12 protein-coding genes are annotated in these 12,156 nt (G+C 60.7%); 4 read left to right on the top strand and 8 right to left on the bottom strand.

From position 1 onward, the window contains the following. Window positions 1–62: 62 nt before the first annotated feature. The 4 genes from EJA70_RS20625 to EJA70_RS20640 form a co-directional block, all read right to left on the bottom strand. Complete coding sequence (locus EJA70_RS20625; RefSeq protein ID WP_158833121.1) at window positions 63–1,814, bottom strand: molecular chaperone; 1,752 nt, start codon at window positions 1,812–1,814, stop codon at window positions 63–65. 245 nt (window positions 1,815–2,059) lie between these two features. Beyond that, complete coding sequence (gene asd / locus EJA70_RS20630; RefSeq protein ID WP_064388600.1) at window positions 2,060–2,920, bottom strand: archaetidylserine decarboxylase; 861 nt, start codon at window positions 2,918–2,920, stop codon at window positions 2,060–2,062. A gap of 18 nt (window positions 2,921–2,938) precedes the next feature. Continuing rightward, window positions 2,939–3,754: a thiosulfate sulfurtransferase gene (gene rhdA / locus EJA70_RS20635; protein WP_158833123.1), complete on the bottom strand. Its 816-nt coding sequence runs from the start codon at window positions 3,752–3,754 to the stop codon at window positions 2,939–2,941. A gap of 42 nt (window positions 3,755–3,796) precedes the next feature. Then, entirely contained in the window at window positions 3,797–5,335 is a 1,539-nt protein-coding gene (locus EJA70_RS20640) for an HDOD domain-containing protein (RefSeq protein WP_158833125.1), read from the bottom strand. 166 nt (window positions 5,336–5,501) lie between these two features. On the opposite strand from EJA70_RS20640, the gene motA reads away from it, so the two are divergent. Both motA and motB read left to right on the top strand, forming a co-directional pair. Next, on the top strand, window positions 5,502–6,353 hold the full coding sequence (gene motA, locus EJA70_RS20645) for a flagellar motor stator protein MotA (RefSeq protein ID WP_007952169.1): 852 nt from the start codon (window positions 5,502–5,504) through the stop codon (window positions 6,351–6,353). 3 nt (window positions 6,354–6,356) lie between these two features. Beyond that, entirely contained in the window at window positions 6,357–7,433 is a 1,077-nt protein-coding gene (motB, locus tag EJA70_RS20650) for a flagellar motor protein MotB (RefSeq protein ID WP_008078349.1), read from the top strand. A gap of 108 nt (window positions 7,434–7,541) precedes the next feature. Here motB and EJA70_RS20655 read toward each other — a convergent pair whose 3' ends face one another. From EJA70_RS20655 to rsgA, 4 genes are all read right to left on the bottom strand, one after another. Beyond that, window positions 7,542–8,027, bottom strand: coding sequence for a toll/interleukin-1 receptor domain-containing protein (locus tag EJA70_RS20655; protein WP_158833127.1), 486 nt, complete (start codon window positions 8,025–8,027; stop codon window positions 7,542–7,544). After that, the gene (locus EJA70_RS20660; protein ID WP_008078344.1) at window positions 8,027–8,986 is read right to left on the bottom strand and encodes a caspase family protein; all 960 of its coding nucleotides are present in this window, start codon (window positions 8,984–8,986) and stop codon (window positions 8,027–8,029) included. The genes EJA70_RS20655 and EJA70_RS20660 overlap by 1 nt, the downstream gene beginning before the upstream one ends. A gap of 2 nt (window positions 8,987–8,988) precedes the next feature. After that, on the bottom strand, window positions 8,989–9,396 hold the full coding sequence (locus EJA70_RS20665; RefSeq protein WP_158833129.1) for a TIR domain-containing protein: 408 nt from the start codon (window positions 9,394–9,396) through the stop codon (window positions 8,989–8,991). A gap of 211 nt (window positions 9,397–9,607) precedes the next feature. Then, window positions 9,608–10,639, bottom strand: coding sequence for a small ribosomal subunit biogenesis GTPase RsgA (rsgA, locus tag EJA70_RS20670; protein ID WP_008078342.1), 1,032 nt, complete (start codon window positions 10,637–10,639; stop codon window positions 9,608–9,610). 107 nt (window positions 10,640–10,746) lie between these two features. Between rsgA and orn the strand changes: the two genes are divergently transcribed. Next, complete coding sequence (gene orn / locus EJA70_RS20675) at window positions 10,747–11,289, top strand: oligoribonuclease (protein WP_053116764.1); 543 nt, start codon at window positions 10,747–10,749, stop codon at window positions 11,287–11,289. Window positions 11,290–11,472: 183 nt separating this feature from the next. After that, window positions 11,473–12,084, top strand: coding sequence for a trimeric intracellular cation channel family protein (locus tag EJA70_RS20680; protein WP_158833131.1), 612 nt, complete (start codon window positions 11,473–11,475; stop codon window positions 12,082–12,084). The last annotated feature ends 72 nt before the right edge of the window (window positions 12,085–12,156 follow it).

Below are 12,156 nucleotides of genomic sequence, written 5' to 3' on the forward strand. Positions count from 1 at the left end.
AGCCTGCGGCAGCTCCTACATAGGTTTCCTGTAGGAGCTGCCGCAGGCTGCGATCTTTTGCTTTAGAGTGATTTCCACAACGAATCAAAATCCTCCTCGCTCGCGCCATTCTGCGCGGCCTCCAGCGAGCGATAAGCAAACTGATTGAAACTGTGCGTACTCGCCACCCGCCGATCCAGGCCGGCGCGGTGTTCTTCGCCCTGGGTGTTGATCAGTACTTTATTGCCTTCCTGAAACGGCAATCGCGGCGCCAGCAAGGTTGCCGGTAAGTCGATCGCGCTGATTTCCGGCAGTAACAACCCGCGCAAATACTGGCTGTGATCGTCGCGCGAGCGCATCAACTGCAAGCCGCACGGCTGCGCATGCGGTGCCACCAACTCGATGCCCATGTGCGTGCCGCCACCGCGCACCTGACGAATCCAGCGAATCACCGCGATGCTCCAGCCCAGACTGACGCTGTCCTGAATGCCGAGCATTTCCCCGGCCTGCAATTCGGCGGGCACCTCTTTTGGCCACGCCAGGCAATAGCCGCCCGGGCTGTGATTGATCACGGGCAAGGCATAGGTCGGATAGTGCGGTGCAGCGTCGGCGCTGCTTTCGTCTTCGACGAGGTGGTCGTACTGGATTTCTTCGTAGGGCAGAAACTGCTCATTGTTTTGCGGTGCCGCGTCGAACGCCTGACTCCAGCTGTCCTTTTCACCCTTGGCCACGGCGTTGCTGAAATTCGCTGCGCGGGCGGCGGGATGTTTGAGCATGTCGCTGAAACTGCGCTCGCCGCCGAGGTGGAAGTGCAGGGCGCTCATGCCCACGCACACGGTCAGGCTGCCCTGGCCAACGGTGCGCTGGAAACTGCGTTCGGCGGTCTGGCCCCACGCGGCATGCAGGTGTTGCAGAGTGTCGAAGCTGAGCCCGGTCGGGATCGGCAAGGGTGTCGACGTGTCCTGATGCAGCAAATGTGCTTCGAGGGTGCTCACCAGCGGCTGGGGATCGAAACCGAGCAATCCAGCCTTTTGTTCGCTGCGGAACATGTTGCGGTAACGCGGCCCGGCGTCGATTTGCGCGCTGATTGCAAACAAGCCATCGTCCGCGCGGCCGGGATGCAGTTTGAGCAGGGCGCTCCATGGTTCGAGCACTTCCGCCAGGCGGGCGATCTGGTTCTGCCGCAACTGATTGCAGCGTGCGCTACCCAGCAGCAGGGCGGCGATGTAGGTCTGTTCGAGGCTCAGTTCGGCGGTGAGGCTGGCCAGAGCATCCGGCACGCGCCGCTGTTGCAGCTCTAATTCACAGGCGCAGCGATACAACTGATGCAGCTCGAACCACAGCTGTTCCGGCGCCGGGCTGTACAGTTGCGTCGCGCGCACCAGTTGGCCTTTCAGCGCATGAGCCGCCCGTTGCAGGGCGGTGCTGAGCAACGTCGCACGATCCTTGCTGTACTTGGGCGCGATGCGCAGGACGATCTGTTTGTAACCCGTCGCCAGATGACTTTGCAGCGCCTGGCAGAGGTTGCTGATCTTGCGCGAGCGTTCGTCGAGCATGATCGCCTGATGCAGGAAATGCCGCTCCAGATGCTGGCAGACGTAATACACCTCGGGACGCAGCAGCTCGAGCAGTTGCAGGCGATTGTCGCTGGGGGTGAGCAGCTGGTTGAGTTCACCCAGGCCTTGATACAACTGGCGGGCGGTTTCGCCGATATTGGCCTTGGGCAGGCCGGCGATCCAGCGCTTGAGGTCGCGCGGGGTGGCTTCGCAAAACGACAGGCGCGGCTGACTCGGGGTCGGCGCGCGTAGCTGTGGGGAGGATATGGTTTGGCTCATGCCAAAAACCATAGCAGCAAATAAGCGAGCTGGTGTTCTGCCTCAACGCTTCGTCATTGACGATGCACGCATAACAACGTGTAGGAGCTGCCGCAGGCTGCGATCTTTTGATCTTGATCGTTCCCACGCTCTGCGTGGGAATGCAGCCGTGGACGCTCCGCGTCCAAAGATCAAAAGATCGCAGCCTTCGGCAGCTCCTACAGAGGTATCGAACGTCAGGGGAATCCATGACGTTCGATGCGTACTCAGGCTTTTGGCAGTGCCAGACCTTGGCCCATCTGTACTGGCGAACCGGCTGCCAGTTCTTCAGCCCACTTCACTTGATCCGGCCCGAACAGCACGATCGCGGTAGAACCCAGCTTGAAGCGACCCAGTTCGGCACCTTTTTCCAGATGGATCGGCGCACGCGCAGCTTCGTCGTAGCGGAAGGTTTTCAGCTCGCGCTTCGGCGGCGTGACCAGACCGGCCCACACGGTTTCGATCGAAGCGACGATCATCGCGCCCACCAGCACCACGGCCATCGGCCCGCGCTCGGTGTCGAAGATGCACGCCACGCGCTCGTTACGGGCGAACAGTTCTGGCACGTTTTCAGCGGTGGTCTGGTTGACCGAAAAGATCCGGCCCGGGATGTAAACCATCTCGCGCAAAGTGCCGGCCAGCGGCATGTGCACGCGGTGGTAGTCCTTCGGCGACAGGTAAATGGTGGCGAAATCGCCGCCCATGAACGGTGCCGCGTTGGCCGCATCACCGCCGAGCAGTTCCAGCACGCTGAAGCTGTGGCCCTTGGCCTGGAACACGCGACCGTGTTCGATCGGGCCGAGCTGGCTGACAGCACCGTCGGCCGGGCTGAGGATCGCGCCCGGGGTCTGGTCGAGTGGGCGCGCGCCGTCTTTCAGGGCACGGGTGAAGAAGGCGTTGAAGTGCTCGTAAGCGGTCAGGTCCTCGACCAGCGCTTGCGACATGTCCACCTGATAACGCTTGGCGAACCATTGGGTGAAGGCATTCTTGAACCAGCGCACGCGGCACTCGGCAACGCAGCCGGCCAGGCGCGACAGCAGGTGATGAGGCAGCAGGTACTGGCTGAGGATAAACAGACGCTCTTTCATTAGTTGTCCTTAAAAACCTTAAATCTCGACTGGCGTGTCAGGGTGGTTGCCCCATTCGCCCCAGGAACCGGCGTAGCCTTTGACCCGCGGATAACCGAGGGATTTGGCCACCAGATAAGTGAAGCCCGACCGGTGATGGGTCTGGCAGTGGGTAATGATTTCTTTGTCCTTGGTGATCCCGAGGTCTTCGAGGATCTGCGGCATGTCGCTGCGAATGCGCAATTGACGGGCCTTGTCCATGCCCGCCGTCCATTCGAAGTTGACCGCGCCGGGGATGTGTCCGGCCTTGGCGGCCAGCACTTTCTCGCCGGAGTATTCCAGCGGCCCGCGCGCGTCCCAGATCGCCAGATCGGCGGCACCGAGACGGCTTTGCAGGTATTCACGGGTCGCGGTCGGCTCTTCGTGCAGGGTCAACGGCAGTGGGCCGCCGGCTGCCGGTGGAATCTGAATCGACATCGGCATGCCATCCGCCAGCCATGCCGGCAGACCACCGTCTATATAGTGATACTTGTCGTGACCGATCACGTCGAGCAGCCAGATGAAGCGTCCGGCCCAACCGCCGCCCTCATCGTCGTAAACCACGTAGACCGCGTCCTTGCGATGGCCCAGCTCACCGAACAACGCTTCCAGATCGGCTTTGGCCGGCAGCAGCCCCGGTGCCGGTGGCTGGCCGAGTTGGGTGCGCTTGGGGTCGACAAAGCGCGCGCCGGGGAGATGTCCCTCGCTGTAGCGCGCGGCGCTGGTCAGATCCACCAGAATCAGCTCTTCAGACTCAAGCCGAGGCAGCAGGTCGCTCGGTTCGATGACGAGCGGCAAGCCAGAGAAGTCAGACATGCGAGGTCTCCAGAGCACAAAGGGGGGAATTGTAGCGCAGCCTCATCGGCCGCGGCTGCTAAAGCTGTGCAGGGCTTTTTCGATGCACTGCGCGGTTTTGCCAAAGGCTTGCACGGTGATGTCGGCGAACGGCCCGCCGCCCTGATCGGCGACCACAATCATGATCACCCGGCCATTGTTGACCAGTGAGCGCAGGAACAGATGCTCACCGCGAAACAGCGTGCGCAGGCCCGGCGGCAGCAGGGCGGAGAACTGCGCGTTGTTCTCCGGGGTTATCCGCACCTGCGCCTGTTGCGCCAGCAGCCGTTGCAGCACGCTGCTTTGGCTGACGACAAAATTCAGCGCCGCCGCTTCTTTCGGCAGGCCAGCGGTTTGATTCACGCGCAGATTGGACTGCGTGCGGTCGGCCATCAGGATCATCACTCGACGCATGCCGCTGGCAATCAGCGCATCGCGGGCGGCGACGGTCAGGCTCATGGCATTGGTGAAGCGGCTCGGTTCGGCGAGCAGTTCGGCGCATTGCTTGCGCCATTGGCCAAGGTCTTCAGCGCTCGGCACCGCTGCGGGCAACATGCCTGCCGGCAAACGGTGCGTGCCCCACGGCCACAGCAGCGAAACCGCCGGGTGCCAGAGATCCGGCATCGCATGCTGACGCGCACTGTTGGCCGCTTGCTGGTGCAGTTGTTGCTGCACGTCATCCATCGAGATTTGCAGATAAAGGCTGGTCAGGTACTGCCAGCGTTCACTGTGCGGACTGTCCCAGGCCTGTTGCGCCGAGAGCGCCAGACCGTTGGCCAGCAGCACAGTGTTGGCCGGCTGGTTGAGCCAGCGGCGCAAGGTCGGGTCGTCATCCAGGCGATTCTGTTGGCGCAGCGGATGTTCGCTGTCGCGGGCTATGCGCAGCACTTTCACCAGTTCACGCTGTTCGCTGAGCAGCAATTTATAGCCTTGTTGCACCCAGATCGGTAGATGCCAGACCGCAACCAGCGCTTCAGCGATCCGCAGCAGGCGCACGCCGAATAATTGCTTCTCGACCACGCGAGCCGATTCACCCTTGTGGATAACCCGCAGCTCCCACTCTTCGAGCAACTGTGGATAAGTGAGCGCCAGTGGCCACAGCGGCGACAGAAACAGCAGGCTGCCCCAATGAATGTCCTGCCACAGCCGCGCCAGGCGACTGGCGAAAAAACCGTTGGCCTGTTGCGTCGCGTGCTGGCTGATCATCTGTAACTGGCGCAGAGCCTTGGGGATCTGCATTTGCGGTTCAGCGGGCAGGCGCGCGAGCAATTCTTCGGTGCGGGCAAGGCCCAGGCGATTGATCGCCACCTCAAGATTTTCCGCTGGCGTGGCCATGGTGCCGTGGGTGTGACGATTGGCCTCACGGATGATGCTCAAGGCCAGCGCCGGGCTGTCCTGCATCAGGTCGGCGATGTCGCGCAGCGAGCTGCGATTGTCGCGGATCGCCCGGCAGACTTTATCGTGAGCCTCTTGCGGCACGGGCAGGCGGACGCTGTCGAGCAGTTTGACCCAGCCTTCGAGGGTGGTCGGTTTTGCGTGTGGGACGTTCGTTTCATTAGCCATGTCTGGACGGGATCTTCACTGACTGTAGACGCGCCCGGCATGGGCTAAATTGGCTTTTCGCCTGAACTGGCTATAGTCTGGCGCAGTTTTGCCGATAAGTAGAAGAAGAGATTTTTTAACTTCCGAATATGACCTTGAACCCGACTCAGTAAGTACTTTCCTACCTATGGCTAAAATTATCGGCATCATCGTCGTATTCGCGAGCGTGCTCGGCGGATACGTGCTTTCCCACGGCAAGATTGCCGCCCTGATCCAGCCTTTCGAGGTGATGATCATCGGTGGTGCTGCACTCGGTGCATTCCTGCAGGCCAACCCTGGCTACATGACGATGCACGTGCTCAAGAAATCCCTGAGCATGTTCAGTTCGCGCTTTAGTCACACTTTCTATCTGGAAGTGCTCGGCCTGATCTACGAGATCCTCAACAAGAGCCGCCGCGAAGGCATGATGGCCATTGAAGGCGACATCGAAGATGCCGCCGCGAGCCCGATCTTCGCCAAGTACCCGGCCGTGCTCAAAGACGAACGCATGACCGCGTTCATCTGTGATTACCTGCGCATCATGTCGTCCGGCAACATGGCTCCGCATGAGCTGGAAGGCTTGTTCGACATGGAGCTGTACAGCCTCAAAGAAGACCTCGAACACCCGTCCCACGCGGTAAACGGCATTGCCGACGCCATGCCGGGTTTCGGTATCGTTGCGGCGGTACTCGGTATCGTGGTGACCATGGCCTCGCTGGGTGAAGGCGATCAGAAGTCCATCGGTCTGCACGTGGGTGCGGCACTGGTGGGTACCTTCTTCGGTATTCTCGCGGCGTACGGTTTCTTCGGCCCGCTGGCGCACTCCCTGGCCCACGATGCCAAGGAAGAGCTGAACGTCTACGAAGCCATCAAGGCCTCGCTGGTGGCTTCGGCTTCCGGCATGCCGCCATCGCTGGCGGTCGAGTTCGGTCGCAAGGTGCTGTACCCGGCCCACCGTCCAAGCTTTGCCGAGCTGGAACAAGCCGTTCGCGGTCGCTAAGCCATGGAAAATAATCAGCCGATTATCATCAAGCGCGTCAAGCGCATAGCCGGCGGGCATCACGGCGGGGCGTGGAAAATCGCCTTCGCCGACTTCGCCACGGCGATGATGGCGTTCTTCCTGGTGCTGTGGCTGCTGTCCACCGCGACGCCTGAGCAGAAGATCGCCATCGCCGGTTACTTCAAAGACCCGGTCGGCTTCTCCGAAAGCGGCACGCCGTACATCATCGACTTGGGCGGCACGCCGACGCTGGCGCCGGAAAACACCCTCAACCCTGAGGTGAAGTCCCAGCCGCAACCGGACAAGGTCACGGTCGACGCCGAGCAAGTCGAAGGCATGGCCGAAATGGTCGAGAAAGAGCGCCTCGAACTGCTCCTGCAAGAACTGCAGAACAAGGTCGACGAAAACCCGCAATTGCAGAAGTTCAAGGATCAGATCCTCTTCGAGATCACGCCGAACGGCTTGCGCATCCAGATCATGGACGCCGAGAACCGGCCGATGTTCGATTCCGGTTCTGCACGCCTGAAGCCGTACTTCGAAGACATTTTGCTGGCCATGGCCGACACCATCAAAGCGGTGCCGAACAAGATCAGCATCAGCGGTCACACCGACGCCAAGCCGTACATCGGCACCGGCGATTTCGGTAACTGGGAGCTGTCGGCCAACCGTGCCAACGCCGCTCGTCGTGCGTTGGTCGCTGGTAGCTATCCGGATGCGCAAGTGGCGCGAGTGGTCGGTTATGCCTCGTCGGCGTTGTTCGACAGGGAAAACCCGTTCAACCCGGTCAACCGCCGCATCGACATCGTCGTCCTGACCAAAAAGGCTCAAGCCGCGATCGAAGGTGCGCAAGGTGCCGATCCAGCGAAACCGGCAGATCAAGGTCAAAACGGCGCTGCTCCGGCAACGCCGGTTGATCCAAATGCGCTGCCGGCGGATCAGCAACCGGTGCCTGCGCATGAGTTGCGCGAGCGGTTGAACCTGTTTGATGACGCCGCGCCGAAACCGGCGGAACCGGGGAGTGCGGCGCCAGCGCCGGCCACTCCGCCAGCCACTGCCCCGGCCCCCGCGCCGAAGCAGTGACGCACAAAAAAGCCGACAGCGATGTCGGCTTTTTTGTGGCTGGAATTTCACCTCGCCGATCAATTGCGTAACGTTACGAAATTGATCGGGAGCCAGGCAAGTGAGGTCTTAGAACCCCCGCCGAATCCTGCTCTTCAACTGATCGTGAAAGAGCTCGGCATTCCTCTTGTAAGTCCCCTTCATCGACTCACTCATCGAATCCAGCATCACCGACCGCTTGTTTGTCACTTCCTCGCGATAAGCATCGATAAAGAAATCCAGATCTCTGTCCGTACTCAACTTCGGCCATTTATCCAGATACAACGGCAACTGCGCCGGCCCGGTCTTGAACGAGCAGATCCGCCGGTTGCTGATCGTCGCCTCACCAATCTCGAACGGCACCCACCACGACAAAGCGGTCCTCTCCGACACCACCGCGAGCAAGTGCGTGCACTCGGTGATGTTGCGGGTGATGACGCCGGTGATGTCGTCGGTGGTCTGCGATTCCGGGTCGAGCACATCCAGATAGGTCTTGATGTTCGCCTGTTTCAGGCGACTGTTGATCGCCATGGCCTGCATACGATCCATGTGGCGATAGCTGATGAAGACGGGCATCAAAAGTGTCCTTTAATCGCGAGTTCGCGGTAGTAGGCGCCGAGCGCGGTGAGGCGGCAGCCGGTGGAGTGGAGGGCGGCGTAGTACATGTGCTCGGCGTCGACCGGCTCGATCAGGCTGTGGCGATTGCACTTTTGCAGCTGGGCGAAGACCTCGCCGTGCTCGGGGTTGAACGTCGCTTCGGTCGGCTCGTAGCTGGGGTCGAGCGGGTAGGTTGATTCGGCTTCGGCAAACCACTCGGGCAGCTTGCGCAGGATCTCTTTGGGGATCAGCGGCGAGACTTCGCGCAGGGAAATGAACTGCGACACGTTGGTCTTGAACACCGGGCGTTGTTCCCACGCGTCGAGGGCGTTGTCGACGAAGGAATAGAGGCTGCCGGGGGTGATCTTGCCGAGAATGTTGGCCGCGCCGCCGTGCAAAGCCTGAAGCAGCAACCCGGTAAACACGCCGTGTTGCGCGCCTTCCATGGCCGGTTCTTCCTTTTTGCACGCGGTCAGAATGGTCATGCCTTCGCCGACCACACTGCTTTCGCTGCGCAAGGCGCGCACCTCGCCGGCGGCGCCGCTTTGGCAGCAATCGAGGATGATCACTTTGTTCTTGATGCGCGTGGCTTTGCTCGCCCAGTTGAGGATGTCGCTGATGCGGATGCCATCCTTGGCGTTGCGATAATCCTGGGGCAGCAGCATGCCCTCATCATTGTCGGTGTCGAAGCCGCCATGCCCGGCGAAGTACAGCAGAGCGACGTTGCAGTCACCGGAAAACAGCTCGCGGATCTGGTCTTCGAGCATCTCCCGGCCCAGGTAATCCTCGGCAGAGGTCAGCACTACGTTCTTGAAATTGGGGTCGCCGTCGGCGTCGGTTTTCAGCACCGAGGCCATGGCCATGGCGTCATTGCTGCAACCGCTCAGGCGCGAAATATGGGTGTAGTCGTTGATGCCGATAAACAGTCCCTTGCGCATGATCAGGCCGCCGTGTGCAGACGGATCGCGCCGACGATGCTGTTGGTGTTCCATGCGCACTCGGCGTGTGCAGCGTTACGCACCACCGTGGAAATTCGCTCGGCGCCGAACGGTTTCACCGCGATGATCACCTTGCCCATGCGCTTGGCGATCTCGATTTCCTTGTTGATCCACTTGCTGTAGGTCGAATACATGCCGGCCATGATCAGAACGGCGGAGCAGGGGCGAATCTTGTTTTCGATGGCTTCTTCGAGTTGCTGGTCGGTCTGTGCGCCCATGATCGGGTTGTGCGTCGGCACCGAGAAATTCTTGTAGGTGAAGGTCGGATGAGCGCTGAGCAGGCGCACCAGATTGTCGTGGGCGTGGGAGTAGTTCCACGAGTGGCTGATGAACAAATGGTAGGTTTGCATGGGGGTTCCTCTTTGGCGCGAACGTGCGACGAGGAACTCAATGTAGGCCCATGAAATGAGCCTACAAGGCTTGGGCGGAGAAAGAGAAATGTCCTGCAAACAGGCGTGCAGAAGTCCTACAGAAAAGCCTGATGTTTAAAAGCGGTAGGGAGGTGTCAGGTGAAAACCGACATCCGGCAGCCCTTGGGCAAAGGGCTACCGGTACGACTGTTTAATAGCCGTTTTCAGGCAAGCTGGCGATGATCGAGCGGTAGCTGTTCATGCGTTGTTGCTGCACGCGGCCATCTTCCAGCGCCTTGAGCAGCGCACAGCCCGGTTCACGGTCGTGTTTGCAGTCGCGGAAACGGCAAGTGCCGAGCAAATCATTGAACTCGATAAAACCGGCTTCAACGTCGGCGCGGCTGACGTGGCCGAGGCCGAATTCGCGAATACCCGGGGAGTCGATCAGTTCGCCGCCGCCTGGGAAGTGGAACAACCGCGCGGTGGTCGTCGTGTGCGTGCCCTGACCGGACAGTTCGGACAACGGCCCGACACGGGTTTCCACTTCAGGCAGCAAGCTGTTGACCAGCGACGACTTGCCGACACCGGACTGACCGACGAACACGCTGATGCGCCCGTCGAGCTGCTTTTGCAGTTGTTCCATGCCGTCACCGTGGTGCGCCGACACTTCCAGCACCGGATAACCGAGCGTGCGGTACACCGCCAGCAGCGCGTTGAGCGCCGGGGCGTTCTGCTCGTCGATCAGGTCGAACTTGTTCAGCAGCAACAACGGGCGGATGCCGGCGTGTTCGGCGGCTACGAGATAACGGTCGATCAGGTTGGCATGCGGCTCGGGCAGCGGCGCGAAGACGATGACGATCATGTCGACGTTGGCGGCGACCGGCTTCAACTGGCCACGGCTGTCCGGACGGCACAGCTCGGTGGTACGCGGCAATTGCGCGACGATCACACCGATGCCCTGATTGCCGGCACGCCAGACGACGGTGTCGCCGGTCACCAGCGCCGGCAGGTTGGCGCGCAAGTGGCAGCGGAAAACCTGGCCAGCCTGTTCGCCGTCAATAGCCTCGACCTCGACCTGCACACCGAAGTGAGCGATCACCAGGCCGGTTTGTTCCGGGCCCAGGTCGCCGCCCTCAAGGGCTTCGACAGCCGAGGACTCGCGTTTGGCGGCGCGTGCGGCGCGTTCGCCCTGAATCTTTTCGATGCGCCAGTTTTGACGACGATTGAGTTGGCGTTTGGCCATGGGTGTTCCGTCTGAAGAATGCAGCGATTAGGTAAAACGGCCGCGAGTTTAGCACGCCCGGCAAGCTGCCTAGGCTAAACTGCGCAGCATTGCCTAGGAGCCCCATTATGCAAAACCCGCAGAACCTGATCTGGATCGACCTGGAAATGACCGGTCTGGATCCGGACAACGACGTCATCATCGAAATGGCCACCATCGTCACCGACAGTGACCTCAACACCCTGGCCGAAGGCCCGGTGATCGCCATTCATCACAGCGATGAAGTGCTCGCCCGCATGGACGAGTGGAACACCCGCACCCACGGCAACTCCGGCCTGACCCAGCGCGTGCGCGACAGCCGTATCAGCATGGCCGAAGCCGAAGCCGAGACCATCGCCTTCCTCGAGAAATGGGTACCGAAAGGCAAGTCGCCGATCTGCGGCAACAGCATCTGCCAGGATCGGCGCTTCCTGTATACCCACATGAAAGCGCTGGAAAGCTACTTCCACTACCGCAACCTCGACGTCTCGACGCTCAAGGAACTGGCGGCACGCTGGGCACCGGACGTGCGCGACAGCTTCAAAAAGGGCAGCACGCATTTGGCGCTGGACGACATCCGCGAATCCATCGCCGAGCTACAGCACTACCGCAAGCACTTCATCAAATTCTGATGCGTTCCCGGTAGGAACTGCCGCAGGCTGCGATCTTTTGATCTTGATTTTCAGGTTCAAAACAAAGATCAAAAGATCGCAGCCTTCGGCAGCTCCTACAGGGTTTTGTGTTTGATGTGGCGCCCTCTTTTGGTGCCGCACCGAAATGGCTAGACTGCGCGCCTTCCTGACTGGATCGCCACCATGTTGCTGATGCTCTATCTGATTGCCATCACCGCTGAAGCCATGACCGGCGCGCTGTCTGCCGGCCGTCGTGGCATGGACTGGTTTGGCGTGGTGCTGATCGCCTGCGTCACGGCATTGGGCGGCGGTTCGGTGCGCGACGTACTGCTCGGACACTACCCGCTGACGTGGGTCAAACACCCGGAGTACCTGGTGCTGACCTCGGTCGCAGCAATGTTCACAGTATTCACCGCCCGCTGGATGCGTCACCTGCGCTCACTGTTTCTGGTGCTCGACGCCGTCGGCCTGGTGGCGTTCACACTGATCGGCTGCATGACCGCACTGGAAATGGGCCACGGCATGTTGGTCGCCTCGGTCAGCGGTGTGATCACCGGCGTCTTCGGCGGCATCCTGCGCGATATCTTCTGCAACGACATCCCGCTGATCTTCCGCCGAGAACTCTACGCCAGCGTCTCGTTCGCGGCAGCGTGGTGCTACATGCTTTGCCTGTATCTGAACGTGCCGGGCGAGCAGGCGATCCTCATCACCCTGTTCGGCGGCTTCCTGCTGCGGTTGCTGGCGATCCGCTTCCACTGGGAAATGCCCAAGTTCGTTTACAACGATCAACCGTAACGCGATCCCTGTGTAGGAGCTGCCGCAGGCTGCGATCTTTTGACGTTCAAGATCAAAAGATCGCAGCCTGCG

This window comes from Pseudomonas sp. PB103 (assembly GCF_009764635.1).
GTDB lineage: Bacteria > Pseudomonadota > Gammaproteobacteria > Pseudomonadales > Pseudomonadaceae > Aquipseudomonas.

Excerpts from the sequence above, each read along its gene's own strand:
- EJA70_RS20625 (WP_158833121.1), bottom strand. The coding sequence starts at position 1,814 with ATGAGCCAAACCATATCCTCCCCACAGCTACGCGCGCCGACCCCGAGT.
- asd (WP_064388600.1), bottom strand. The coding sequence starts at position 2,920 with ATGAAAGAGCGTCTGTTTATCCTCAGCCAGTACCTGCTGCCTCATCAC.
- rhdA (WP_158833123.1), bottom strand. The coding sequence starts at position 3,754 with ATGTCTGACTTCTCTGGCTTGCCGCTCGTCATCGAACCGAGCGACCTG.
- EJA70_RS20640 (WP_158833125.1), bottom strand. The coding sequence starts at position 5,335 with ATGGCTAATGAAACGAACGTCCCACACGCAAAACCGACCACCCTCGAA.
- motA (WP_007952169.1), top strand. The coding sequence starts at position 5,502 with ATGGCTAAAATTATCGGCATCATCGTCGTATTCGCGAGCGTGCTCGGC.
- motB (WP_008078349.1), top strand. The coding sequence starts at position 6,357 with ATGGAAAATAATCAGCCGATTATCATCAAGCGCGTCAAGCGCATAGCC.
- EJA70_RS20655 (WP_158833127.1), bottom strand. The coding sequence starts at position 8,027 with ATGCCCGTCTTCATCAGCTATCGCCACATGGATCGTATGCAGGCCATG.
- EJA70_RS20660 (WP_008078344.1), bottom strand. The coding sequence starts at position 8,986 with ATGCGCAAGGGACTGTTTATCGGCATCAACGACTACACCCATATTTCG.
- EJA70_RS20665 (WP_158833129.1), bottom strand. The coding sequence starts at position 9,396 with ATGCAAACCTACCATTTGTTCATCAGCCACTCGTGGAACTACTCCCAC.
- rsgA (WP_008078342.1), bottom strand. The coding sequence starts at position 10,639 with ATGGCCAAACGCCAACTCAATCGTCGTCAAAACTGGCGCATCGAAAAG.
- orn (WP_053116764.1), top strand. The coding sequence starts at position 10,747 with ATGCAAAACCCGCAGAACCTGATCTGGATCGACCTGGAAATGACCGGT.
- EJA70_RS20680 (WP_158833131.1), top strand. The coding sequence starts at position 11,473 with ATGTTGCTGATGCTCTATCTGATTGCCATCACCGCTGAAGCCATGACC.